The sequence below is a fragment of the Shewanella benthica KT99 genome, assembly GCF_000172075.1.
Taxonomy (GTDB): Bacteria; Pseudomonadota; Gammaproteobacteria; order Enterobacterales; family Shewanellaceae; genus Shewanella; species Shewanella benthica_A.
Map to the genome: position 1 here is coordinate 38,082 of NZ_ABIC01000016.1, position 25,031 is coordinate 63,112.

18 protein-coding genes and 2 pseudogenes are annotated in these 25,031 nt (G+C 48.1%); 12 read left to right on the forward strand and 8 right to left on the reverse strand.

The window, feature by feature from the left end:
• Nucleotides 1-51 precede the first annotated feature (51 nt).
• Nucleotides 52-387 carry a hypothetical protein gene (locus KT99_RS09460; protein WP_005499382.1) on the forward strand — a complete coding sequence of 112 codons (336 nt, stop codon included), beginning with the start codon at nucleotides 52-54 and terminating at the stop codon, nucleotides 385-387.
• A gap of 34 nt (nucleotides 388-421) precedes the next feature.
• On the opposite strand, the gene KT99_RS23280 is transcribed toward KT99_RS09460, so the two are convergent.
• Nucleotides 422-547: a hypothetical protein gene (locus KT99_RS23280; RefSeq protein WP_005499383.1), complete on the reverse strand. Its 126-nt coding sequence runs from the start codon at nucleotides 545-547 to the stop codon at nucleotides 422-424.
• A gap of 330 nt (nucleotides 548-877) precedes the next feature.
• Here KT99_RS23280 and KT99_RS22820 point away from each other — a divergent pair, with 330 nt between their 5' ends.
• The 6 genes from KT99_RS22820 (at nucleotide 878) to rraB (ending at nucleotide 6,069) form a co-directional block, all read left to right on the forward strand.
• On the forward strand, nucleotides 878-1,162 hold the full coding sequence (locus KT99_RS22820) for an ABC-type zinc uptake system zinc chaperone (protein ID WP_083804832.1): 285 nt from the start codon (nucleotides 878-880) through the stop codon (nucleotides 1,160-1,162).
• Between the two features lie 240 nt (nucleotides 1,163-1,402).
• Nucleotides 1,403-2,575 (forward strand): membrane protein, encoded by a 1,173-nt coding sequence (locus KT99_RS09465; RefSeq protein ID WP_040571821.1) that lies wholly within the window; start codon nucleotides 1,403-1,405, stop codon nucleotides 2,573-2,575.
• A complete protein-coding gene (locus KT99_RS09470) occupies nucleotides 2,559-3,473 on the forward strand; it encodes a metal ABC transporter solute-binding protein, Zn/Mn family (RefSeq protein WP_005499388.1) in 915 nt (304 codons plus the stop codon). Before KT99_RS09465 ends, KT99_RS09470 begins: the two co-directional genes overlap by 17 nt.
• Nucleotides 3,474-3,551: 78 nt before the next feature.
• On the forward strand, nucleotides 3,552-4,349 hold the full coding sequence (locus KT99_RS09475) for a metal ABC transporter permease (RefSeq protein ID WP_005499391.1): 798 nt from the start codon (nucleotides 3,552-3,554) through the stop codon (nucleotides 4,347-4,349).
• Nucleotides 4,350-4,519: 170 nt separating this feature from the next.
• Nucleotides 4,520-5,245, forward strand: coding sequence for a 1-acylglycerol-3-phosphate O-acyltransferase (locus KT99_RS09480; RefSeq protein WP_040571822.1), 726 nt, complete (start codon nucleotides 4,520-4,522; stop codon nucleotides 5,243-5,245).
• Between the two features lie 398 nt (nucleotides 5,246-5,643).
• Nucleotides 5,644-6,069 (forward strand): ribonuclease E inhibitor RraB, encoded by a 426-nt coding sequence (rraB, locus tag KT99_RS09485; protein WP_005499395.1) that lies wholly within the window; start codon nucleotides 5,644-5,646, stop codon nucleotides 6,067-6,069.
• 84 nt (nucleotides 6,070-6,153) lie between these two features.
• On the opposite strand, the gene KT99_RS09490 is transcribed toward rraB, so the two are convergent.
• Both KT99_RS09490 and KT99_RS09495 read right to left on the reverse strand, forming a co-directional pair.
• Nucleotides 6,154-7,119, reverse strand: a complete 966-nt coding sequence (locus KT99_RS09490) for a GGDEF domain-containing protein (protein ID WP_005499398.1) — start codon at nucleotides 7,117-7,119, stop codon at nucleotides 6,154-6,156.
• A gap of 13 nt (nucleotides 7,120-7,132) precedes the next feature.
• The gene (locus tag KT99_RS09495) at nucleotides 7,133-8,128 is read right to left on the reverse strand and encodes a response regulator (RefSeq protein WP_005499400.1); all 996 of its coding nucleotides are present in this window, start codon (nucleotides 8,126-8,128) and stop codon (nucleotides 7,133-7,135) included.
• 250 nt (nucleotides 8,129-8,378) lie between these two features.
• Here KT99_RS09495 and KT99_RS09500 point away from each other — a divergent pair.
• Nucleotides 8,379-9,176 (forward strand): annotated as a pseudogene (locus tag KT99_RS09500) (crotonase/enoyl-CoA hydratase family protein).
• A 23-nt stretch (nucleotides 9,177-9,199) separates the two neighbouring features.
• Here KT99_RS09500 and KT99_RS09505 read toward each other — a convergent pair.
• Nucleotides 9,200-10,126 carry a DUF3530 family protein gene (locus KT99_RS09505; RefSeq protein WP_005499408.1) on the reverse strand — a complete coding sequence of 309 codons (927 nt, stop codon included), beginning with the start codon at nucleotides 10,124-10,126 and terminating at the stop codon, nucleotides 9,200-9,202.
• Between the two features lie 125 nt (nucleotides 10,127-10,251).
• Nucleotides 10,252-13,158, reverse strand: a complete 2,907-nt coding sequence (rapA, locus tag KT99_RS09510) for an RNA polymerase-associated protein RapA (protein WP_005499409.1) — start codon at nucleotides 13,156-13,158, stop codon at nucleotides 10,252-10,254.
• 408 nt (nucleotides 13,159-13,566) lie between these two features.
• Between rapA and KT99_RS09515 the strand changes: the two genes are divergently transcribed.
• The 4 genes from KT99_RS09515 to KT99_RS09530 all read left to right on the forward strand — a co-directional run bounded on the left by KT99_RS09515 (nucleotide 13,567) and on the right by KT99_RS09530 (nucleotide 22,216).
• Nucleotides 13,567-14,961 carry a PhoH family protein gene (locus KT99_RS09515; protein ID WP_005499411.1) on the forward strand — a complete coding sequence of 465 codons (1,395 nt, stop codon included), beginning with the start codon at nucleotides 13,567-13,569 and terminating at the stop codon, nucleotides 14,959-14,961.
• 411 nt (nucleotides 14,962-15,372) lie between these two features.
• On the forward strand, nucleotides 15,373-19,080 hold the full coding sequence (locus tag KT99_RS09520) for a response regulator (protein ID WP_005499412.1): 3,708 nt from the start codon (nucleotides 15,373-15,375) through the stop codon (nucleotides 19,078-19,080).
• A 212-nt stretch (nucleotides 19,081-19,292) separates the two neighbouring features.
• Nucleotides 19,293-21,713: a zinc-dependent metalloprotease gene (locus tag KT99_RS09525; protein WP_005499415.1), complete on the forward strand. Its 2,421-nt coding sequence runs from the start codon at nucleotides 19,293-19,295 to the stop codon at nucleotides 21,711-21,713.
• A 197-nt stretch (nucleotides 21,714-21,910) separates the two neighbouring features.
• Nucleotides 21,911-22,216: a hypothetical protein gene (locus tag KT99_RS09530; protein WP_005499417.1), complete on the forward strand. Its 306-nt coding sequence runs from the start codon at nucleotides 21,911-21,913 to the stop codon at nucleotides 22,214-22,216.
• 112 nt (nucleotides 22,217-22,328) lie between these two features.
• On the opposite strand, the gene KT99_RS09535 is transcribed toward KT99_RS09530, so the two are convergent.
• From KT99_RS09535 to KT99_RS21345, 3 genes and pseudogenes are all read right to left on the reverse strand, one after another.
• Entirely contained in the window at nucleotides 22,329-22,682 is a 354-nt protein-coding gene (locus KT99_RS09535) for a hypothetical protein (protein WP_040571823.1), read from the reverse strand.
• A 240-nt stretch (nucleotides 22,683-22,922) separates the two neighbouring features.
• A pseudogene (locus KT99_RS09540) lies at nucleotides 22,923-24,836 on the reverse strand (efflux RND transporter permease subunit); the annotation flags it as partial.
• Nucleotides 24,797-24,976, reverse strand: a complete 180-nt coding sequence (locus KT99_RS21345) for a hypothetical protein (protein WP_232504279.1) — start codon at nucleotides 24,974-24,976, stop codon at nucleotides 24,797-24,799. The gene KT99_RS21345 and the pseudogene KT99_RS09540, both read right to left, overlap by 40 nt.
• Between the last annotated feature and the right edge of the window lie 55 nt (nucleotides 24,977-25,031).

Below are 25,031 nucleotides of genomic sequence, written 5' to 3' on the forward strand. Positions count from 1 at the left end.
TTCTGTTAAACTCGTTCACCGAATTATTGTTAAACGAAAGAGATCTAGCCTGTGTTATGTACTCATTGTAGTAAGACTTTTGGTGTCAATGCGGTCAAAAACCAGCGTGGTAAGGGTTTAAATGCGCAGATTCAATGTCCCCATTGTGATGCCTGGTTAGGTAAGAATCCTATTCTCACACGTTTAAAAATTGCCGCCTTTTATTCTGGAGGCGCTGCTCTAGTCTACGGTTATTTTGAGCCAGAGATGGGTAATTTAACTACACCTCTGGCCATAGTGGCTGTGATTGTCTTACTTGTCAGTCATATGATGGATCACCTAAGAGTAACCCAAGCGCCAGAGGTTAAAGAGGTCGACGATAGTGAGCATAGGCAGAAGTATCGCTAACTTTTGCTGCAATATATTTTATTGAAAGCCTAACTTAATTAATAACCCTAACCTGTGCTTCCAATGCGGCGTCGACATAGTAGATCCCGCCACCTATGGCGATGAAGAAAAAGGTGGTCCAAAAGATCATTTTACCGTTTTCACGTAGGAACTCTAACATGGTGTTTACTCCCCTGATGGGTTTACGCTAGCTCAAATAGGATTAGCTTATTTAACTAATAGTGGTAATTTTAGACTTTAGAGCTTAAGTCAGTATTAATTGTGGCCTAGAATTGAGTGATGGCGATCATATTCTATGATGATATTATTCAATTAAGATCATCAGTTATATGTGCTTTTCTCGTTACAGACTCATTTTTTCTTACATTTATTTTGTGGATTTCACCGCGTTTTATTACAATCGTAACTTGACTTAACCCTCTGTTTGCATAAAATTGGACGCGCTGTTACCTCGTCTTGATTCGGGGTAGGCTGTTAAACGGTGGTATTCATGGTCAGTAATAGTGTGAGACGAGGAATTGCTTTATGGCTATCAGCCATATTGATCTGCCTGTCTTTTGCCGCTTCTGTCCATAGCGTTGAGCATATAGATCATGGTGCTCAGGGTCACTGTACCCTCTGTTTCCATAAACATCAGCTTAATAAACTCTTACCTAGTGTTCCATTTACCCTTCTAGCTGCAATTCAAACATTCGAACCTGTCGCCTATCGGGTATGTGAGCGTCTGGCGTCACATGTCAGTGTTTTCCGCAGTCGCGCTCCTCCTGTCGCGTAAATCAGCTCAATCTCAGTTAACTAATTTCAATCGTAAGCTCAGTTTTGGACGGGATGACTGTACTCCTTGTACCTGTCTGACATCCAATAAAGCTATTAGGGCTAATAGGCCCTAGAGTTGAGCGTGCGTTTGTCTAGTTAACTTCAGTAATACGATTTTTTGATTTAGTCCACCTAGCACCTAATTACTTAATTAAGTATAAAAATGTTAGGGGACTTATGCTGTATTTTGGAGAAACAAATGTCCGTTTTTAATAGCCGCGTATCATGCGTGGCCGCTGCATGTGCCTTTTTTACGACTTCAGTCTTCGCCGCTAATCCTACCCTGACAAACCCAGCGATCAGTGCCGTGCTCGATGGTTACTATCAAAGTACCGAACGTCCCATGAGCGAGCGCATCGAGGGTTTCGGCCTAGGGCACACCGAGTTGGCATTGAGTGCCAATATCGATGATATGTTTTACGGTAAGTTGACCTCGGTCATCGAGACTAATGCAGAGGGAACCGAACTGGGACTGGAAGAAGCTTTCATTCAAACCTTGGCCATGCCAAATGGCTTCTCGATTCGTGCTGGCCGTTTCCTATCCGATATAGGTTACTTGAACAATCAACATGTTCATACCGACGCCTTCTCGGACCGTCCCGGGGCATATCGTGCCTTCCTCGGCAGCCATTATTTCGATGATGGCGTGCGTTTCAACTATGTTGCCCCGACCGATCTGTATTTGTTGTTGGGGGCGGAGGCGTTTAAGGGAGACAGTATGCGTGCAGTGGATGAGCACGGTGAGCGTCAGTTTAAGGCCTTGGGTGTCTTTACGGCTTATACCAAACTTGGTGGTGATATAGGTGCAAATGGTTCCTGGCAGGCTGGCTTAAGCTATCTTCGTAACGAGAACGGCCGCTTGACTGCGGATGAACACGATCACGAAGAGCTGGTCAGCGAGACTGGACACGACCACAGCCACAGCGCAACTTTTACCGGTGAGAACACTTATATTGCTGATTTTGTCTATAAGTGGGCTCCCAATGGCAACTATAAATATCAACACCTGACGCTGAGCGGAGAGTACTTCAGGGTGACAGACTTTGCTCCACTCGAAGATGATCATGCTGCAGTGAGTGTCGATGATATGCAAGCTTGGTATGTGAGTAGCGTGTATCAGTTTAGTCCAAACTGGTCCGCTGGTGTACGTTATGGTGAGACCCATGTTCAGGATCGGGAAGGTGAGACGTTCCATGCTGAGAAGTTAAAGGAAACCGAGGTCAGCCTCGCCTGGCATCATAGCCACTTCTCAACCGTTCGCCTGCAATACACCAATCAACAAGGTACGGATCACTTCGGCATCGAAGACGATAACGTGCTAACTCTTCAATATGTTATGACTCTGGGGGCTCACGGTGCGCATCAATTCTAAGTTAGTTAAGTCGGCGATAGCCGCAGTAGTAGTGAGTTATTCGAGCATGGCATCTGCCCAGTTAAATATCTTTGCCTGTGAGCCAGAGTACGCGGCTCTGGCAAAGGAGCTGGCACCCAATGCCAGGATCTATTCGGCGACGACCGCGATGCAAGATCCTCATCAGGTTCAAGCCAGACCGAGTCTGATCGCTAAGATGCGTCAGGCGGATATTGCTGTCTGTGCCGGCGCCGATCTGGAGATTGGTTGGCTGCCTATGCTGCAGATGAAGTCAGCTAACGCTAAGGTGCGTTCAACTGCTCAGGGGCTCTTTTATGCTGCGGAGCAGGTTGAAACCATAGATCAGCTTAAATCTGTGGATCGAAGCATGGGCGATGTTCATGCTAAGGGGAATCCACATCTTCACTTCTCTCCGGAGCGGATGTTGAAAGTGGCTCAGGCGCTTACGCTTAAGCTCATAGCCGTCGATCCGGCCAGCAAAGCGGAATATGAGTCAGCCTTGGCTGACTTTAGTCAGAGATGGACCGCGGCTATTCCGGTTTGGCAGAAGAAAGCGGCGCCTCTGCACGGCAAGAAGGTTATCGCCTATCACTCCAGCTTCAAATACCTGTTCAATTGGGTAGGTATTGAGCAAGTTGCCGATCTGGAGCCTAAGCCTGGCTTACCACCTAGTAGCAGTCATCTTGCAAGTTTGCTGACGCGAACGGAGGCGGGTGATGTGATGGCGATTATCGTGGCATCTTATCAGGATGAGCGTGGCGCCAATTGGCTGGGAGAGCGGGCAAACTTACCGGTTCAGGTGCTACCCATGTCGGTTGGTGGCAACGATCAGAGTCAAGACCTCTTCAGCCTCTACGACAGTGTGTTAGATCTCTTACTTAGCATAACAGCTAGCTAGAGCAATTCGATAAGGGCAGTGGTTTATCCACTGCCCTTATCTTCTATTCGATTACGTTCAACAAGCGAGTATTCGCCCATGTTTGATATTAATTTAATCTCAATTCTCCTGCCTGCATTAGCGGCGGGTGTGCTGGTGTTGTCGACCCATGTGTTACTCGGTCAGCAGGTGCTAAAGCGAGGCATTATTTTCATCGATCTTGCGATTGCGCAAGTGGCTGCATTGGGAGCGATTATCGCTCACCTCAATCATGATATTGAGCATCTGCCTTTCTCTAATGTGTGGATGCCGGCCCTATTTGCCCTTGCCGGAGCGGGGTTTATTGCCTGGTTATCTAAGTGTATGGCCGATGAACTCGAGGCTATAATTGGTTGTTTTTACGTGCTGTCTGCCGTCGCTGCCATGTTGCTGCTGTCCAACGATCCCCATGGGGCAGAGATGCTTAAACAGTTGTTGTCGGGGCAAATACTCTGGGTCAACTGGTCACAACTTATCTGGCCTGCTTGTGTCTCCGCGCTGGTATTAGCCGTGGTTTTCTTCAAGCCTAAGCTGCTCGAAGGCAGTGGTTTCTATATTTTGTTCGCCATAGTGATCACCTTATCGGTCGAGTTGGTTGGAGTCTATCTGGTATTTAGTACCTTGATATTACCCGCACTCGCGGTCAATAAGTTTGGCTCTAAATATAGGCTGGGGGCTGCTTATATGGTGGGACTGACGGGTTACATTCTTGGTTTACTGCTTTCTGCAACGCTGGATTTGCCGAGCGGCGCCGCTATAGTGGCCACGCTTGCGGTCAGTGCCATCCTGTTTAGGCTGGTACTGAGTTTGACCAAAAAGTCCGCTCAGCAAGTCGCTATGCAGGCTAAGGTTAACTAAAGTTAGGCTAATGCTTCTGGACGCGATTATGCTCCTGGTCAGATAATCGCGTGTTTAGTCGGTTTGCTCTAATTGATGTATATCAGTTTCGGGCTACAAACGTAAACAAAATATTGAGTCATGTCCTCTTGCTGGCTATAATGACGCGATTAGAATCATGGGAGTATGTTGTGCTGTTAATCCTCAGATCGTTGATATTAGCTGTGATGCTGTTGCTAGCATTTGTTTTTGGTGGCCTTTTTTGCCTGCTTAGACCTCGTCATCGAGATAATGTACACATGTTCGCTAAAATATTTTCCTATGCCGCGCCGGTGTTAGGCATCAAGGTCATAGTGCGTAAGCCGAGTTCTGGCTTGAAAGATGAACCTTGTATTTATCTCGCCAATCACCAAAATAACTTCGATATGTTCACTCATACCGCTGCGGTGCCTAAGGGGACCGTGAGTCTGGGCAAGAAGAGTCTCGCCTGGGTGCCTTTCTTCGGTCAGATATACTGGTTATCGGGCAATATCCTCATCGACAGAAAGAACCGTAATAAAGCCTTCGAAACCATGGCGCAAACAGCCAGAAAAATTAAAGATAAGTATTTATCTATCTGGATATTTCCCGAAGGTACACGTTCCAAAGGTAAAGGCTTGCTGCCTTTCAAATCAGGTGCCTTCCATACTGCAATCGAAGCTGGTGTTTCTATGGTACCTGTATTGGCCTCGTGTCAGGGGCATATCAAGATGAATCGTTGGGACAATGGCGTGGTCATCATAGAGATGATGGAGCCTATCGAGACCAAGGGCTTGGCTAAGAATCAGGTCAAAGAGCTTTCATCACGTATCCACGCGCTAATGTCAGCTCGGTTGACTCAGCTTAACCGGGAAGCATCGGCGTTAATGGCCAAGTAGACCTGGCTCGATAGTCGATAAACAAGCCTCCATTGTCGGAGGCTTTTTTATGTCTGGATTAATACCTTTCCACGGGTGTTGATATATACCAATTCCATTAAATGTATGCTCAATTCAGAGCTCTCTCAGGGCTTTTAATTCAAGGCGAATTGTTGAGGAAATGGTTATTCCCTTTTGAGACAATGCAACACAGAAGTAGAAGTCCTGAGAAGCTCACCTAGTGCGGGTTTAAAAACACTTTATGCTGCGCAAGTGGCTTTCGATATAGAATAACTATTAGCTTCAATCCCCTTACTTGCCTACAGCGTTTTTAACTCCCGCTGAATGATCACTTACTTAATGGAACTGGTATTATCTATGGTATATAATTTGCCAAGATTTTTTATTGGGAGTCATCCATGTCAATTGAGCGTTTACTTAAGGCACAGAAACAAGAAAACCAAGAGATAGTCAGTGCTATTCTTGGTGACGGTTCACATCCGGATGCCAACTACACAATTGAGCATCACTTTTCGTCGACTAACTTCGAACGCCTGGAAAAAGCGGCAGTAGATGCGTTTAAATCCGGTTTTGAAGTCAATGATGCCGAAGAGATGGAGCTGGAAGATGGCTCTGTTATCTACTGTTTCGATGCCGTCGCAAGCCATAAGCTTGAAGTTGAGCTACTCGATCAGGCTTGTGAAGCCTTATTAACGTTAGCGGCTAAGCAGAAAGTCGACTATGACGGTTGGGGTACGTATTTCATCGATGAAAACGGTGATGAGGTGCGCGATGATGAGTTTGAAGTTGAAGACTTTGAAGAAGACGATGAGACTCTTCACTAATCTGTCTGAACCCATTCGGTTAAGCTTAAAAAGGCCCATTATGGGCCTTTTCTGTTTTTGTGACTCTATTTCTGTTTAAACCATTTATGTCTTGGGCTTATAGATCACACAATTGTTGCGCCCTGCCTTCTTGGCTTGATAAAGGGCTTGATCGGCAAATGATAACCATTGGCCACTGTTGCCTATCTGTTCTTGTAGATCGCTGATCCCAATACTGACAGTGACCTTGATAGGCTCGCCCTCATAAATCAGTTCAGTAGTTGCAATTTTATGGCGCAAACGTTCGGCGAAGTTAAGGGCGTCTTTGGCACTGGTTTTCGCCAGCACCACAGCAAATTCTTCACCACCATATCGCCCCGCGCAATCGGTCTCACGCAGAGACTGCTTAAGCAGATGGGAGATATGTTGAATCACCTTATCACCGGCCATATGGCCATAGGTATCATTAACTTTCTTGAAATGATCGATATCGAACATGACCAGACTGGTTTTATCACCATAACGGGCGTGGCGATCGAACTCTTTCTGCATGCATATCTGCCAGTATCTGCGGTTATGCAGCTGAGTTAATCCATCGGTCTGACTCAAATGCTCTAAGCGTTCATTGACGGCCTTTAGCTGTAACTTGTGGATGGCAACATCGGTCACATCGTAAACAATCATGCTGATGTGGGTGATCTGTCCTGTGAGCGAAGAGAGGGGTAACAGAGTGACATTTTGGTACATAAAATCTGCTCGTCCGGTGATGGGCCGATAGTTTTTAAATTTAAACACATAGGGTCTCTGTTCCCAGCTAATGAATGCCCGGTTCTTGAGTAAGAAAACTGACTCCATCTTCTTTTTCAGCCAGTCGGCGGGAAGGTAATCGAACTGTTCAAACAGATTGGAACCCTTGATAGAGTTAGGAGAGACGCCACTATGGTTCTCCATGAAGCCATTCCAAAGCTGAATATCAAAGTTTTTATCTAATACTACCAAGCCAACTTCTATGGTTTGAACCATATCGATTAACCAGTGGAGTTCGTTCATTGCGCTTTGGTCATATGCCATAGATAGATCCAACTTAATCTAACAGATAGCCGAGCTTAGAATTGAGCGTCGGTAATGAGTCTTCGGTAAACAGTAAGAGCAGATCACATTGGATATCATGACCTTCGATTCGATAGTTTATCTCCATGGCCAAGGTGCGAGACCACTTCTCTGAATTATCATGAATAAGATCATTCACTGTGCAGTGACGCCCTAGTACAACGGGATGGCTTTGGCTAAATTTCATATGCAGTTGTTCGGAGATGCCATTGAGAAATGCGCCAATCAATACGTTACCCGTATCTATCATGACCTCTATCTCGGTATTGTCATCTTCGGGGTTGGCGAGTCCCATTAATTTCGCCATATCTTTAAAGGACGAGTCATGGAACAGCAGTAAAGCCTCTCCGGCGATACCTGCACCGATAAAGCCTTGGCATAGTGCGGAAACCGTACCGTGCTCTTCGGTGGCTTTGAGGGTCATGGTCAGTTCGCTGACCTCGAGCACATTCACGTTTGGGATAGGTAATAGCACGAACACATCGAGCAACTTGGCCAGCAGGTCGGCCGCGCGTCCCATGGCGACATTGGCGACCTCTCGACAGGCGTCAAGTAGGTCGACTTCGATCATTGGGCTGTCAGCAACGCCATCGCCTAATGCAATGGTGAGAATGCCATACTCTTGTAATATGTTACTGATAGCATCGGCGCTAACGGGTTTCTGGATAAAGTCCAGCGCACCCAGCGCCTTGACCCGTTCATGGGCTTTTATCTGAATATCACCCGAAACGACTATGACTAGAGCGGGGAGATCTTCTTGCTTTATGGTTTGCAGTACTTCATAGCCATCCATCACAGGCATGTTGAGATCGAGAAAAACAACCTCACCTTTGCCCGCTCGAATGGCCTCGATACCTTCGGCACCATTATTTGCAAAAGTGATGTCAACGTCCCACTCTTTGGGGAGCGTTCTCGCCATCTGTTTTCTAGCGAGCGCGGAATCATCGCATATCAGTACTGGGATCGACATTATCGTTTTAACATCCTAATCTGCCCATATATTCAAGATAATACTTATTATTGAACTCGTTTGTTCAAATGATAAATTCAGAGACTTTATTATATCAATTTTTGCCTATCAGCATGAGTCCAAAGTGGAAATGCTATGTCATTTTTTTGACACCGATCAAATTTTCTTTGTATGTTATCTCTATTAGTTAAATAATCCAAATATGTTAACCTCATGCTCTGGACTGACCAGTTTAATGGTGGAGGATAATATGGCAAGGAAGTTCGTTCAGTTAAACATTGATAAGCAGGTGGCCCACGTCATCTTAAATCGGCCGGAAAAATGCAATGCGTTAAATTTCGATATGTTTCGTGAACTCGATGAGGTGATAGGTGAAATACAGCAAGATCGCTCGGTTCGTGGGGTTATTCTTTCGGGGAGTGATGGCAACTTTAGTTCAGGCTTAGATGTGAAGAGCGTGATTAAATCACCCATGCAGGCGGTTAAGCTGTTGTTTAAGTGGCTTCCGGGCAATGCCAACCTGGCCTAGAGGGTCTCAATTGGCTGGCGCAGACTTCCCGTGCCGGTTATCGCCGTGTTTGAGGGAGTGTGTTTTGGTGGTGGCATGCAGATCGCCCTTGGCGCAGATTTTCGCATCGCGGCCGCTGATGCAAAGTTGTCGATCATGGAGGCTAAGTGGGGACTCGTTCCGGATATGGCGGGTCTGGTCTCTCTAAGGGAAGTGGTGTCTAAGGACTAGGCACTACTGCTAACGATGACGGCTGGGGTGCTCAGTGCACAAGATGCCTTGTCTAGTGACTGAAGTCGTCGATGAGCCGATGGTGCGGCGCTCGAGTTAGTCGCAGTCTTAGCTAAGACCTCACCCGATGCTAACGCGGCAATTAAGATGAGCATAAATAACAGTTGGAGCTCGAGCATCCGTAGTTTGTTATCGCGGGAGTCTTTCAGCCAAATCAGGTTACTGCTGGGGAAAAATAGACTGATAGCGGCAAAGCGGCAAACAAGCGAACCAGATAAGGCCTATAAAAACAGGCAAGCCAGGTGGTAAACCGTCGCCTTTCCTACTGGACCCTATTTTCTTGGGCCTTGGCTGATTCTTAATGCAAAGCCCTCGATGGACTTCAAGGCTGACTCCCAGGACATGGGATTATTGAGGTTAAGTGCCAAAGTCTGCTGACTGTATCGATAGGGGGAGTTTTGCGGCGATAGTTCGGCTCTCATATGAGCCGTCGCAGATGAGGCCCTATGACCATCGAAAGATTGGATATCCAGTACGGGTATGTCTAACTCTGCTAGCTGCTTAGCTAGTGCTAGGTTCTCATGTTTCATCTTCAGATAGGGGTTGATGAGCACCAGTATGTCGGGCTTGGCCAGGAGATTATTGCTGAGCATGGCTATGACTAACCCTGCGCCCTGCCCGCTGGTTATCAATAAACGTTTACCCGGATAAGGGGCACCTATTGCGTCGAGTTGGTTCATGGTCTGGCTGATGAACAGGCTCTGTTTGTCACGAATATCTTGCCAGACTTCATCCGAGTATTGCTCGGTTGCTTCATTGGCTTGTTGATTTCCCTTCATCTCACCGGCCTTGGCGATCTCTTCTGCGGAGGTGGTAAAGTTAAGCATGGCTATTTTTTTAGGTGGCGTTATCGCGATAGTAGCCCAACCAGCAGGGTTCAATTTTCGTCTCAAATAGGCTTGAAACCCTGCGCCATCGGCAGTCATGCCCGGATTAGCAAGTAAGATGGCTGTGCCCAGTTGTTTCTTGCCACTCCAGGATCTGACTAAGACTTGAGTCTGCTGTTCACTTAAGGTTATTTCTATTACCTCTTCTTGGGGGAGATAATCATATTTTTCGGAAAATACGGCTTTATCCTCGATCATGTTCTCCTTGGCCATAGCTTCGTTAGGCGAGGTATCTTGGGGATCGGCTGCAATAGCTACTGGAGCTGTAAGCAGGAGGAACAGAGCGATAACAAGGGCTGTGTTGAAACGCATAAACAGGTAATGTTTGGACTGAGAATAAGATAAAGAAAGTATAACAGGATAAATGGCTGGGTGATTGAAAGAGGCCCTAGGTTCGAGAACCTAGGGCCTAATTATTTATGTTATACCTATGGGTATTAAGCGTGGCTCACTAGCACCAGACGCACGGCATCGAGTTGCAGCAGGCTATCATCTAAGTAAGCATTGAGTTCGTTCATCTGATCCTTAAGATGGGTTAACTCTTCGTCACGAATGTTAGGGTTCACCGCCTTGAGCGCTTCGAGACGCTCGAGCTCCAGTGTGAGCTGGGAAGTCATCTTTGCTCTGGCACTCTCTACCAGCCGTTTAAGCTCAACCTGTGCAAACTCTTCTCCCTTAGCAAATAAGGGATGTAAAACTGTCTGAGAGGCATTGACCAGCTTACTGGCTATGTGTCGGTTGACCGCACTGAGCTGCTTATTAAAACTCTCGTAGCTGACCTTGTCAGACAAGTTGTTACCATTCTTGTCCAGCAAGATACGCACAGGTGTTGGCGGCAGGTATCTATATAGCTGGCTCGATTTAGGTGCCGAAGCATCGGCCATGTAGATCAGCTCGAGGAAGATGGTACCCGCAGGGAGTGCCTTATTCTTCAATACGGCTACGCTGGTGGTTCCCGTCTCTGATGAGGTGATCAGATCTAAACCTGTCTGAACCAGAGGATGCTCCTGAGTGATGAGGGCAATATCATCACGGGACAGGGCCACTTCTCTATCGAAGGTGATCGTCATGCCGTCTTCGGATAATCCAGGGTAAGTTGGGAACATCATATGTTCACTGGTCTTTAGCACTATGGTGTTTTCACCACAGTCTTCCTGCTCGACACCTATGATGTCCCATAAACGGATAACCGAACCTATGAGTTGTGTGTCTTGATCTCGTTCTGCCAGGCGTTGTACTAACTTAGCTGCGCGCTCGCCACCATGAGAGTTGATCTCAAGCAACTTATCCCGGCCTTGTTCCATGACAGTCTTCAGCTCTTGGTAACGAGCCTGAGTATTGCTTAGCAACTCCTGCTGTGCCGTCTCATCTGGTGTTATCAACAGTGACAGCAGAGACTCAGAAAGTTCGCTGAAGAGTATATGGCCACTGGGACAGGTCTGCTCGAAAGCATTGAGCCCCTGATGGTACCACTGCATCAGATACTCTTGGGCCGTGCCTGCCAAGTAGGGCAAGTGGATCTCGACATCGTTATTTTGACCGATACGATCTAAACGGCCTATGCGTTGCTCCAGTAAATCCGGATTCAGAGGCAGATCAAACAGAACTAGCTGGCTGGCAAACTGGAAATTTCGACCCTCAGAGCCAATCTCGCTACAGATGAGTGCCTGAGCGCCACCGGTTTCCTGAGCAAAGTAGGCGCCGGCCTTATCGCGCTCGATAATCGACATGCCTTCATGGAACACGGTCGCCTGGATGCCTTCACGGGTACGCAGAGCTTCCTCCAGACTCAGGGCTGTTTCCGCCTGGCTGGCAATAATCAGCACCTTCTTGTTGCGGTTGGTCTTTAAAAATTCGATGAGCCAATCGACTCGGGGATCAAATTTCCACCAACTGGCACTGCTGCTCTCGAAGTCCTGATAGATCTTCTCCGGGCTCAGGACCTGTTTGACCCTAGCGGCAGTATCTAGGTGGCCATTCATCATGGCACTGACTCGTGCGGCCGTCACATATTGGCTTGGCATCACTTGTGGGTGCTGATGGAAAATTCGTGTAGGAAAGCCTTTGACCGATGCTCGGCTGTTACGGTAAAGCACCCGGCCTGTGCCATGTCGGTCCAGCAGATCTTGTAACAGTTCATCACGGGCGGCTTGTTGCTTGTCGACATCGGCGTCGCTTGCCTGAATTAACTCCAGAGTCGCGCCGATATTTTTCTCACTGAGCAGGGTCGTCAGCTGAGCTATAGCCTGGGTCGTGAGTGCATCACCACCGGCGAGTGCTTCGGCGGCACTGGCAACATCCTGGTAGCTTTTTTCTTCTTCGAGGAAGGCGTCATAATCGTAGAAACGATCGGGATCGAGTAAGCGCAATCTGGCAAAATGACTCTGATGACCCAGCTGATCCGGCGTCGCGGTCAGCAATAATACGCCTGGTACGACTTTACTCAGGGCCTCAACGATACGGTAAGCGCGGCTAGGTGCGCCTTCGGTCCACTCCAGGTGATGTGCTTCATCGACAATCATAAGATCCCAATCGGCATCTATGGCTTGTTCCAGACGCTTCTTCTTGCGCAATAGATCGAGTGAGCAGATCACCAGTTGTTCGGTATAAAATGGATTGTCGTTATCGGCGTAAGCTTCGATACATCTGTCTTCATCGAATACAGAGAATTTAAGATTGAAGCGGCGCAGCATCTCGACCAACCACTGATGACGCAGGGTATCGGGAACGATAACCAGAATTCGTTCGGCGCGCCCGGTAAGCAGCTGCTGATGAATGATCAGTCCCGCTTCGATGGTCTTGCCCAGGCCAACTTCATCGGCGAGTAATACCCTAGGGGCAAAACGGCGACCCACTTCATGGGCAATCCACTGCTGATGTGGGATTAGGCCGACTCTGGGTCCCTGTAATCCCAGCAGATCCGATGTGGCCAACTTATTTCGCAATAATTGGCTCTGGTAGCGAACGCCGAATCTGTCTAAGCGATCGATCTGACCGGCGAATAGCCTATCTTGAGGCTTATTGAATCTAACATTGTGGTTGAGCAGGGTTTCTCTGAGGGAGACCTGCTCACCCGTTTCGGTGTGAATTCCGTGGTAGATAATGAGCTCATTTTTCTCTTCGAGCTCACTGACGGTCAGGCTCCAGCCTTCATGGCTTTCAATTTTATCGCCAGGATTATAAATAACTCGAGTCAGGGGAGCCTCGGTGCGTGAGAACAGCCTGTTCTCATCGGTTGCTGGAAACATTAGTGTGACCATACGGTCTTCTAATCCTACGACTGTACCTAAACCAAGTTCTGATTCGGTATCACTTATCCAGCGTTGACCTAAGGAAAAGGGCATTAACTATTTCTCATCTACGGGTGAACCACGAAAGGGCGCGTATTTTACCTAAACTCCCTCAAAGTGCAAGGATCGGAGCCTCTTTCGAGAGGCTTAATCGACCTCGATTTTGTGTCGAGCCTAAGCTTAATTAGTAAAAGTGTCGATTACAAATTATACCAGCAGTTTCTTTATCTGGAATTTGTCATATCTGTGTAATCTAACTAAGTAACTCTCAATTATAGAAAGTTCTAAGCAAGTGATTGAAGCGGCCCTTTAATAGTGGCAGTATGAAATCAAGGTGATCGCTATTTTTTACTATTGGTTAACACTAAAATTTATTACTCGACATTATTTTTAAAGGACTAAATTAAGGACTGGGAGCCGCGAAAACATAACATCATATAGAGAGAAGTAATTGGAGGCGCCATGGAACAAGACGACAGAAAGTTGTTTGTACTGGATACCAATGTATTACTACATGAACCCTTAGCCATCTATTCATTTAAGGAAAACGATGTAGTTGTTCCCATGACAGTTCTGGAAGAGCTGGATCAGATTAAAGACAGGAAACGAGACGTAAGTAGAGACGCACGGGTTGCCATCAGGGCGCTCGAAGACATACTCGGCGGTAAAACCACCCCAGAGCAGATACTTCAAGGGGTCAAACTGCCTCGGCGGGAGGATCACGGCGATGCCTGTGGCACCTTGTCTATCTTTCCCGATCATCAACTCAAGATGACCCAGGGCTCGCTACCGGACAGCAACAACGATAACCGCATCATCAACACCGCATTACACCTGCAAAAAATTCATCACCCCCGTGACGTCGTTCTCGTCACTAAAGATATCAACATGCGTCTCAAGGCTAAAGGGGCGGGCATTAAACAGGTCGAAGATTACCGCACCGATCAGCTTATTGATGATATTCGCTTTCTAGCGACTGGATTTCATCAATTTAAGGGAGATTTTTGGGAGCGCAAGGAGCACGTCTCTACCGAGTCACATGGACGTCATACCGTGCATACGGTACCAGTGGCTGAGGTCGGAGATGAAAATTTCTATATCAATCAATACTTGTTAGATGAAGACTCCAACTTCTGTGCCCGAGTGTTAGAGAAGACCAATGGGGATCTTAAACTGTTAGATCTCGGTAAAGATAGATTACTCAACATGGAGGTATGGGGCATACGTCCAAAGAATATTTATCAGGGCATGGCGATGCAGGCGCTGCTGGACCCGGATATTGATCTGGTGATCCTTACTGGGCCTGCAGGTTGTGGTAAGACGCTATTGGCCATGGCGGCGGCGCTGGAAATGGTGGTTGAGAGAGGACTCTACGATAAAATTATCGTCACGCGTAATACGCCGGAAATCGCCGAGTCCATAGGTTTCCTCCCCGGTACCGAAGAGGAGAAAATGACGCCTTGGCTCGCGGCAATTACCGATAGCTTAGAAGTGCTGCATAAGAATGATGTGAATCCCAGTGGTAGCATGAACTACATCATGGATAAGGCCAATGTCCAGTTCAAGTCGATCAACTTTATGCGTGGACGCTCGATACAGAACTCTGTGGTGATCCTCGATGAGTGTCAGAACCTGACGGCTTCACAGATTAAGACCATGATCACCCGCATGGGGGAGGGGACTAAGCTTATCTGTAGTGGTAATTTGTCACAGATAGATTCTAATTATCTCACCGCAGTGACATCGGGGTTGACCTATATCGTGGAGCGTTTTAAAGACTTCGAAGGCAGTGCCAACATCTATCTCAACGGTGTGGTACGTTCGCGTCTGGCCGAATTTGCCGAGGAAAACCTGTAAATTATCTGAGTCGCTCACTGCTTTAGCCCTAAAAATAAGGCCTCCATCTTCATGGAGGTCAGATTCAGGAGGTGCGAGCCCATGGACAGATGAAGGTAGAATAACGCAGGAGCCGTTACTTAGGAGTAAATATAGCCCTTGTCTACAGCACTTTGAATTGCCACTGAACGATCTGCTATTTAATGAAAGTGGTATTCTCTTGCAGATACATAAAATATGTAGCATTAGGGTAAAATTTTAATCATCTGTGTATCTAGCTGTAAGCTAGGTGTTTATCCAGAGTCTTTATTTCACCTTAGTTAACTTATTAGACTAATACGGTGTATTCAATTCATCTATCTTCCTGATACTATACTGTTAATGAAATTTAGAGCCTGTGCAGGGAAATGCAGGTTGATTCAAGGGCCATGAATGAAATCGACTGAGCCAGATCTTCAACTGAAGTCGCCGATACAGAAAAACTATAATCGCGCTGTTTTTTATACCTATATTGGAGTGATTATCATGGCGCTGATCACCGCCTGGTTCTTCTTCGATCGGCAGAAATCTCAGCTTATGCAGCAAAGAGAGGTGCAGGTAGAGCGTCATGTGATGCAGATCGATCTCTTGCTAGAATCGAGTATCCGAGCGGTTAAGAGCCTGAGAAACGTAGCGGTCGATCATCTCAGGCTAGGAGAGTTAGTGCGTAAAGACCGCTTGCCTCAGTATGAGAAATTCAATGAGAGTGGCCAGTATTTTACCTTAGAGCCAAGTTACGCCCAGAGTGGCGAACCTTTTACCAACATGGGGCGCATCACAGGTGCTGGTTCCCTCAATGGTCGCAGCGAGAAGTTCTATCAGGAACTGGAGATGTTGTTCGAGTTATCTCTTTCCTTCCCGGTGGCAATTGAAGCGGCACCCAAAGCCTCATCTATCTATTATATCTCTAAGCGTAGGATCATGTCCTATTTCCCCTGGCCATCTGATGAGCAAAGATTCAGAGATGAGTTGCTCAATAAGAACCAGTTTCAGCTAGCAACGCCGGCGATGAACCCCCAGCGAAGCGTGTTCTGGAGCCCAGCTTATGTGGATCCGGCCGGTAAAGGCTTGCTGACCACCTTAGGCGTGCCTATCTACCTGGAAGATGAATTTATCGGTTCGATCAACTTGGATATGACCTTGGCCTCGCTGGCGAGACAGATACGTCTCTACTTCAAGATGCCGGGTACGGTTATCTTACTGGATCAGAAGAACAATATTCTCTCCGACAGCGATGATGATAACTCTGAGATTAGTCGTGTCTTCCATATTAGTCAGAAGATCCCCTCTGAGCTGCATTCGATTCCTGAGTCTGAGCTGTTCAATGCCCATGAAGGGATCATCAGAAATGGTTATTACATCCACTCTGTAGCGCTGCAGAATGCCCCTTGGCGTCTGCTCTACCTGCAAGATATAGATGAGCTATTTAAGGATTCTTGGGAAAAGCTAGAGCTGACCTTTATCTTAGTGGTATTGGCCCTATCGATATTGGTGACCATAGTACATTGGCAGACTCGACGCTCATTCGTGAACCCCGCTTCTCTGCTGTTGACCCATCTGGAATCTTGCTCCCAGGAGCCCCGTAAGCCCCCTGAGCTGATTTCTCAGAGCTGGGAGCCCTGGTTCCAACTGGTGAGTCGAATCTTCGAAGAGAACCAACAATATACCCGGCACCTAGCGGAACAAAACAGGAGACTCGATAAGCTGGTGGCTCGCCGTACCGAACGGCTAAAAGAGACCACAGAGCGGCGAGAACGGGAATACGCCTTACTGAGATCTTTGCTCGACGCTATCCCAGAAGCGATCGTCTTCAAGGATAAAGAGGGTAAGTACTTAGGCTGCAATAAAGCGGCCGAACGTATGTTGGGTTATACCGAGAGTGAGCTCATCGGCCAAGAGTCGATAAAGCTTACCTCTAAAGAACAATCGGTACGTATCAAGGCAGAAGATGAACGAGTTCTGGCGGAACGTACTCCGCTGCGTTATCAGGAAAAAGTGGAACTCGCCGGCAAGACTGTGCTACTCGATACCCTTAAACTGCCGTTCTATAATCGACGCGGCGAGCTGTTAGGTCTGATCGCCGTCTGGCGTGATGTGACTCGCGAATATGAGTCGGCTGAGCAGTTAAGATTATCGGAAGAGCGTTATCACTTAGCCATGGATGCGGTAGAAGATGGCCTGTGGGATTGGTATCTGGACTCGAAGCAGATCATCTGTAATCCGGCTTATTACTCTATGCTTGGCTACAAGAGCAATGAGTTTCCGGCATTGGTTTCAACCATAGACGAACTTATTCATCCCGACGACAGGATCAGGGTGCAGGAATATCGCGAGCAGTATCTTGACGACCCTGTCGGTGCTTTCGATATCGAATTCAGGATGCGTGGCAAGAGTGGCCAGTATCACTGGTTGCTTTCGCGCGGTCGTGTGGTGGAGTTCACCGCCGACAACCAGCCTAAACGTATGGTGGGCACCCATAAAGATATTACCCGGCATAAGAGTAACGAAGTGGCTTTGCTTGAGGCTAAGCAAGATGCCGAGTCGGCCAATGTGTATAAGAGTGAATTTCTGGCCAACATGAGCCATGAGATCCGCACGCCTATGAATGCCATCATCGGCATGCTGCAGCTGGCTGAACGAACAGAGCTCACGCCCAAACAGCGCGACTATTTAGAGAAAGCCGGCTTCTCGGCCCAGTCTCTGCTTAGGATCATCAATGATATTCTCGATTTCTCTAAAATTGAAGCGGGTAAATTAGAGCTCGAGAGGGTGGCATTTCCGCTGGATAAGGTGCTGGACCATGCCCTGGACCTCAATGCGCTCAAGTCGCAACAGAAGGGAGTCGAGTTACTACTTTACGCACCAGTCACGGCCGGGTTAATCCTCGAGGGTGATCCCCTGCGATTAGGTCAAGTGCTGATTAACATGCTCTCTAATGCGGTCAAGTTTACTCAAACGGGTGAGATCGAGTTGGGTTGTGAAGATGTGGGTGAGCGTGATCATCGCATCACTCTCAAGTTCTGGGTCCGTGATACAGGCATAGGGATCAGTAAAGAGCAACAGGCCAGCCTGTTTGATGCCTTCGCTCAAGCCGATGGTTCCACCACTCGTAAGTATGGTGGTACCGGTCTGGGTCTCTCCATCAGTAAACATCTGGTATCCATGATGGGCGGTCAGATGCAGGTCCAGAGTGAGATGGGGGTCGGTAGTACTTTTAGCTTCACCATTAGCTTTGAGATTGCCGAAGAGGCCGAAATGAAGCCTATGATAGTGCCTGAGCGATTAGGCCATCTTAAGGCCTTGGTGGTCGATGATAACCCGACCGCGCTACAGATATACTCAACCGTGATGCGTGACTTCCACTTCGAGGTGGATACCGCCGCCAATGGTTCGGAGGCGCTATATAAGCTGGAGAAGTCATCGGTCGATCTGCTGCTGCTTGACTGGATGATGCCCGAGATGGATGGTATTCAGGTGATCGATGAGCTGGATCGTATGGTGGCCGATGGTCGATTAGATAAGCGTCCCATTGTCATCATGATGACGGCCTATGCCGCAGAGCCCTTAAAAGAAGATGTGGACCGTTCAAACATCTACGCCATGTTACAGAAGCCGTTTAAAGCCTCGGCCCTGTTCAATGAGATCATTGGTGCCTTTGCCGAAGAGCCTAAGGTCAGCTCTGTGATACAAGTCGAAGTCGAAGAGGTTGTCGATACGCATGCGGGTGTGGTCTTGCTGGTAGAGGATAACGTTATCAATCAGCAGGTCGCGACCGAACTCCTCAAGAGCGCTGGCTACGAGGTCGATGTTGCCGATAACGGTCAAATAGCCATAGATATGCTCGCAGAGAAGGATTTTGATGCGGTACTCATGGATATTCAGATGCCGGTTATGGATGGGTTAACGGCAACAAGAGAGATCAGGAAGCATTTTAGCCTGCATGAGCTGCCTATCATAGCCATGACGGCTCACGCCATGTCCGGCGATAGAGAGAAGAGCCTGTCGGCGGGGATGAATGCCCATATTACTAAGCCTATTGTCCTCAGTGAGCTATTCGATACCTTAAGTTTTTGGATTAAGAAGAAAGATGAGGTAAATTAAGTGGTAATTGTCTTGTGGCCCACTCTATATATGAAGAATTAAGCTAATTCCATAAGACTAGACTAAATGAATGATTTGCACTTGAGACTAAAGGGATAGCTGTTAAGCTGTCTTTTTAGTGCAAAATTAGCACAGAGACTCAACATAAAACAAAAATTAATATTGAATTGTTGAGCACTAAAAACCGTCTTAGCCGCATTCAAGGATACCCAATGAAGCCCTATAATCTCGCATTGGCGATAGCACTTCTCTCTGTGCCCGTCGTCGATGTCGTCGCTGCCACTGCTGCCACCGCCACAAGCAATAGCGCCACTATCATCAAGAAAAGCCAGTCCGCAAGCGGCTTTCTCAATTTGTTCTATTCTAAAGCCGATGGTGAGCTTTACCTGGAAGCGAACAAGCTAGATCAGCCCTTCCTCTTACTGACAAGTCTGCCCCATGGTGTTGGTTCCAACGATATCGGCCTAGACCGTGGTCAACTCGGTTATACCCGCATGGTGCAATTTGAGCGTCACGGTCCCTACTTGATTTTGAAGCAGCTCAATACTCAATATCGTGCCAGTACCGATAACCTTGCTGAGCTCAGAGCGGTTAAAGAGGCCTTTGCCGAGTCAGTGCTCTGGCGAGGCAAGATCATTGATGGCAAGCGAGATCTGGTGTCGATCAATGATCTGCTGATTAACGATCTTCATGGCATCTCCTCGGTGCTCGAAGACACTCAGCAGGGCAGCTATCAACTAGATAAAAGCCGTTCACTCATCTTGCCTGAAGGCGTCAAGTCCTTCGAGCGTAACAGCGACGTGGACGTGCTGTTGACCTTCAACAGCGCCAAGGCGGGACACTATGTGGCCCAGGTGACGCCCGATGCAAATCATATGTCGGTCCGTCTGCGTTACTCTTTTATTCAGTTGCCAGAAGAGGGCTATGTGGCTCGCGATTACCAGCCTATGAGCGGCTATCTGTCCGATGAGTATCTGGATTACGCGACTCAGGTTAATCAGGATATTCGTCAGCGTCATCTGCTGCGTCATCGCCTACAGAAGGTGAATCCGGGATCTGAGCCCAGTGAAGTGATCGAACCTATCACTTACTACCTGGACCCAGGTGTACCTGAGCCCATTCGCAGCGCACTCTTAGAGGGGGCTGGCTGGTGGGCAGAGGCATTCGAGCAGGCCGGATTTATCGGTGGGTTTAAGGTCGAGTTATTGCCAGAGGATGCCGATCCTCAAGATATCCGTTACAACGTGATCCAGTGGGTACACAGGGCGACACGCGGCTGGTCATATGGCTCGGTGGTTGCCGATCCAAGAAGCGGCGAGATCATCAAGGGGCATGTGACCTTAGGCAGCCAAAGGGTTCGTCAGGATCATCTGATTGCCCGCGGCCTCACTGCTGGCTGGGAAGATAGACAAGCTGCAGAAGATGCGTCTATGGCACTTTCTCTGGCTCGAATTCGCCAGCTGGCCGCCCACGAAGTTGGCCATACCTTAGGTTTCGATCATAACTTCGCCGCCTCGAGTAATGGCAACTCTTCAGTGATGGATTACCCCCATCCACGGGTGACACTGAAAGGAGATAAGATAGATATTTCGGCTCCCTACGGTATTGGAGTTGGTGCCTGGGATAAGTATATTGTCGAATATGGTTATAGTGAATATAGCGATTCTGCCGAGGAGTCGACTCAGTTATCTGCATTGATGACTCAGGTGCAGCGTCAGGGGCTACGCTACATAGGTGAAGCAGATTCTCGCTCGAAAGGTGCCAGTAATGCCTACGCCAGTCTTTGGGACAATGGCAGCGATCCCGTTACCGAGCTCATCCGTATCAATAAGGTGCGAGCCAAGGCGATCGATGATTTTTCTCCCTCCGCGTTATTAGCGGGTCAGCCCAGGGGGGAGCTAAGCGATATCTTTGTGCCCATCTATCTGCTCAATCGTTATCAGATCACCGCCGCGGCTAAATTTATCGGTGGCACAGATTACAGCTATAGCGAAGGAATAGAAGGTGAGACATGGCACTACATTGCGCCTCAGTTGCAAAAGAGAGCCCTGGATGCCTTGCTGGAGACCTTGTCACCCAAGGCGTTAGCTATCTCCCAGACATTGCAGGAGTCCTTAGTGCCCAAGTCGGGTAACTATAATAGGACTCGTGAGAGTTTCGATTCGGGTCTTGGGGTCATCACAGACCCTCTCGGTATGGCCGAAGTCTTGAGCCGTCATACGGTGCAGCAGCTGCTCGCGCCTCAGCGACTCAATCGAGTGAATCAGGGCTATATCGGTGACAGGGAACAACTATCCGTTCCGGCATTAGTCGATAAACTACTGGGCAGTACACTGTATGAGGATATGCCCAACGGCGCCGAACAAGGCGTCTGGATGCGGGTTAACAGCGTGATACTCGATGAATTGTTAGCCAGTTACCATGCTAAACAGACGCGACCCGAGGTAAAGGCCCAGCTGGCAGGGCGTCTGCGTTACACCCTTAAGCAGCTTAAACGTAAGGTAAAGCGAGTCAGCGCCTACGAGGCCGCTCACTTTGCTTGGCTTGCCGATGGCGTTGAGAGAGGAATGAAAGATGCTAAGGTTAACTTGATAGCTCAGCCACTCAAGATGCCACCGGGTTCGCCAATTTAGCAGGAAGAGAATCAATTCATTGCACATCGGGGTTAAAGCCCCTCCTACATAAAAGACGATGCCGCACAAGTTTTTATCGGAAATTTGGTTATATTTGTATCAATTTGTATGAAATGTGATTAATTTGTTCATTATTTGTAATAATTAACTTAGAGTTATTGTTACACACTTGTGGTCAGAAAAGATTGGAGTTTTATATGAAGTTATTAACCAGCGTGGCCTTATCTGCAGTATTTGTATTTTCATCGGCGTCTGCTTTCGCAGATATTCCTGATTTTTCTAAGACAGCGGCTGCAAAATCCAGCTACGATTTTTCAAATAATCAGCCTGCTAAGGGCAACCAGTTGCAACAAGCGTCGACTCGACATGATTTTTCTAAAACGGTGGCGGCAAACGACAAATATTTGTTTTCTATCAATGAAGCAGCAGTCGTCGTCCAAAAGACAGTGAACCCTTCGACTCAACATGATTTCTCTACGACAACGGCAATGAAGCGGATTTAAGAGTTAGCCGTTAAAACGTTTGAAGTAAAGGCCCGGACTAAGATGGATTGTCCCGGGTCTTTCTTTTTACTCATGGCTTACCGCTTACCGCTTACCGCTTACCGCTTACCGCTTAAAGCTCATCAGCTTTATCTAAAGCGTGGCCCAGTCGATAGGCATCGATAACCCCAACCAGCCAGCCAATGATAAATGCCCAAGTGGCAATAGATACGTAGACTGCCTTTGCGCCACTCGGTTGCTCGGTGAACATCTGATAGATCAGATTAAAATCCAGCGGAACGGCACCAGATAAGATCTGAGCTGAAATCTCTTGTGCTCGCTCTACGGCTTGATAGAGAAGATAGACTAATCCGCCCAGGCTGACGGCAGAGATTAGGGTGCCGATATTATATTTTTTCAAGTAAAAATGCCCGGTCCCGGGACAGACTAAGGCTGAGATCAGTGCGGCTGTGATTGCCTTGTTCATATGAGATTCTTCATTGCTTGATATGCAGGTTGCAATCATTCTAAATCAATTCGACCCATGGCTTGCTGTAAAAATGCGACTTTGTCGATGAATTTTTGTTTATTTTCTGAGTTGGACTCGTTTGCCTGGCTTGCGTCTAACAGTAAACCCGATCCGCAATGGGATCGGGATTGCCGGGAAGCAAGTTACTTGTTAATCCTTGGGTCGTGAGCTTTCTCCTTATTTTTTACTCCTACTATTTTATTTTTTAAGCCATTTCTTGCTGCAGCTTCTTAGGGTAGGAATACGAAATGCCAGGGTATAAGTCACCGGCAAGACGATGAGTGTTAGCACAGAGGCGAAGCCTAGGCCGAAGATGATGGTGATCGCCATAGAGCCAAAGAAGGCATCAGATAGCAGAGGCACCATTCCCAACATAGTCGTTATCGCTGCCATCAACACGGGTCTTACTCGGCTCACCGACGAGTCGACCACAGCCCGATAGGCCTCCTTGCCCTCTCTCAGTTCCAGATTGATTTGATCTACCAATACTATGCCATTTTTGATGATCATGCCGGTCAAGCTGAGTAAACCTAGCAGCGCCATGAAGCTGAAGGGAGCATCGAATATTAATAGGCCGGATACCACGCCGATTAAGGCTAACGGCACGGTAAACCAGATAACCAGAGGCTGGCGTACCGAGTTAAACAGCAGCACAGTGATGAGGAACATAGCCAGATAGCCCATAGGAATTGAGCTAAATACCGAGACCTGAGCTTCTCCTGCAGTCTCGTACTCGCCTCCCCATTCGAATTCATAACCACTTGGAAGCGGGATGGCTTCTATGTCTGCTCTGATTTTCTTGAAGACCGAATCGGCAGTCTCATCGGTGCCGTTGATGGGGTCGGCATATACGGCCAGCATACGTTTCCTGTCGCGGCGCATGAGAAGTGGGTTTTCCCACTCGGTGCTAAATTCTGACACCACCTGAGTGGCGGGCACGAAGACGTTGTTCTCTGAGCTCCAGACCAGGAGTTTCCACAGGCTGTCGGCATCGAGGCGCTCCTCGGCCGGCGCCCTGGCGATGATAGGCATCAGGTGACTGTTCTCACGATAGACACCGATCTGCTTACCACTGAAGTTGATCAGGAGTGAGTTATCAAGATCTTGTTTGCTGATCCCGGTTTCACGGGCCTGAGCGAGCGCCAGTTGTGGGCGGATCAGGAACACCTGATTACGCCAGCTATGTCTTACGCCTACGGCTGTAGGCTCAGCATCTAAGATCGCCTTGGCTTGGGTGGCAAGCTGATGCAGTACCACAGGGTCTTCACCGTAGAATCTTGCTTCAATCTTAGCCGCAGGGCTGGGACCATTTTCCATATATTTGAAACGATACTCGGCTTCGGGATACTTGAGGCTTAACTCCTTCTCCAGTGTACGCATGTATCGGTTTAAGCTGGTGAGATCTGTCATCTCGATCAGTAGCTGACCGTAGGAGCTGTAGCTTTTCTCCGGAGCATAGGAGAGCATGAATCTTTGGGCGCCCTGGCCGACAACGCTGGTGAGGTTAACCAGGCCAATATCCTGGGTCTCTTGCTGGGCGAGCAGGTCTTTTTCTATGCGACCGATCAAGGTCTCTGTCGCCTTGATATCAGTGCCTTCCGGCATCCACACATCCACGAAGAACATAGGCGTGTTTGAGGCAGGAAAGAAGACATTTTTCACATAGCCGAAGCCCATTAGCGAGGTGAACAATGCCGCGATAACTATGAGTAGAGTGACGGCGCGAAAACGCATCGCCAGATTTAAGCAGGTACGGTACAACTGGAATATCAAGCCCTTGTAAAGGTCATTAATTTCATCCCCGCTGACTTCGCCATCTTTGAACATCAAGTGGCAGAAGAAGGGGGTTAAGGTCATGGCGGTGATCCAACTGATAAACAGCGAGATCAGTAACACCTGGAATAACGAGACGCAGAACTCCCCCGTGGCCGTGTCTGACAAGCCAATCGGAGCGAAGGCCAGAATGGCGATGACTGTCGCGCCAAGTAGCGGCCATTGAGTCTGTGACACCACCTGTTTAGATGTATCTAGTCGGGTTTGGCCACGCTTGATGCCTATGAGTATGCCTTCGGTCACCACGATGGCGTTATCGACCAGCATACCCAGGGCGATTCTTCGACCTGTTCCGGTGAAGCGCCAGGATAAGCGGTGACCACGAGTGCCTGCTTGAGGGTGAACTCAGGAAATTCGAGCTGACCTAGCCCAAGAAATGAGATGCTGCCCCCCCCCACGAGTAGCAATAGGGCAAACATCCAGCTCACCACTTTATGTTCTATAGCGTATTGTGCGAAATTCACGGCGTAAAAT

What these genes read in the sequence shown, in the direction of transcription:
- KT99_RS23280 (WP_005499383.1), bottom strand. Translation starts at nt 547, where the DNA reads ATGTTAGAGTTCCTACGTGAAAACGGTAAAATGATCTTTTGGACCACC.
- KT99_RS22820 (WP_083804832.1), top strand. Translation starts at nt 878, where the DNA reads ATGGTCAGTAATAGTGTGAGACGAGGAATTGCTTTATGGCTATCAGCC.
- KT99_RS09465 (WP_040571821.1), top strand. Translation starts at nt 1,403, where the DNA reads ATGTCCGTTTTTAATAGCCGCGTATCATGCGTGGCCGCTGCATGTGCC.
- KT99_RS09475 (WP_005499391.1), top strand. Translation starts at nt 3,552, where the DNA reads ATGTTTGATATTAATTTAATCTCAATTCTCCTGCCTGCATTAGCGGCG.
- rraB (WP_005499395.1), top strand. Translation starts at nt 5,644, where the DNA reads ATGTCAATTGAGCGTTTACTTAAGGCACAGAAACAAGAAAACCAAGAG.
- KT99_RS09490 (WP_005499398.1), bottom strand. Translation starts at nt 7,119, where the DNA reads ATGGCATATGACCAAAGCGCAATGAACGAACTCCACTGGTTAATCGAT.
- KT99_RS09495 (WP_005499400.1), bottom strand. Translation starts at nt 8,128, where the DNA reads ATGTCGATCCCAGTACTGATATGCGATGATTCCGCGCTCGCTAGAAAA.
- KT99_RS09505 (WP_005499408.1), bottom strand. Translation starts at nt 10,126, where the DNA reads ATGCGTTTCAACACAGCCCTTGTTATCGCTCTGTTCCTCCTGCTTACA.
- rapA (WP_005499409.1), bottom strand. Translation starts at nt 13,158, where the DNA reads ATGCCCTTTTCCTTAGGTCAACGCTGGATAAGTGATACCGAATCAGAA.
- KT99_RS09515 (WP_005499411.1), top strand. Translation starts at nt 13,567, where the DNA reads ATGGAACAAGACGACAGAAAGTTGTTTGTACTGGATACCAATGTATTA.
- KT99_RS09520 (WP_005499412.1), top strand. Translation starts at nt 15,373, where the DNA reads ATGAAATCGACTGAGCCAGATCTTCAACTGAAGTCGCCGATACAGAAA.
- KT99_RS09525 (WP_005499415.1), top strand. Translation starts at nt 19,293, where the DNA reads ATGAAGCCCTATAATCTCGCATTGGCGATAGCACTTCTCTCTGTGCCC.
- KT99_RS09530 (WP_005499417.1), top strand. Translation starts at nt 21,911, where the DNA reads ATGAAGTTATTAACCAGCGTGGCCTTATCTGCAGTATTTGTATTTTCA.
- KT99_RS09535 (WP_040571823.1), bottom strand. Translation starts at nt 22,682, where the DNA reads ATGAACAAGGCAATCACAGCCGCACTGATCTCAGCCTTAGTCTGTCCC.
- KT99_RS21345 (WP_232504279.1), bottom strand. Translation starts at nt 24,976, where the DNA reads ATGTTTGCCCTATTGCTACTCGTGGGGGGGGGCAGCATCTCATTTCTT.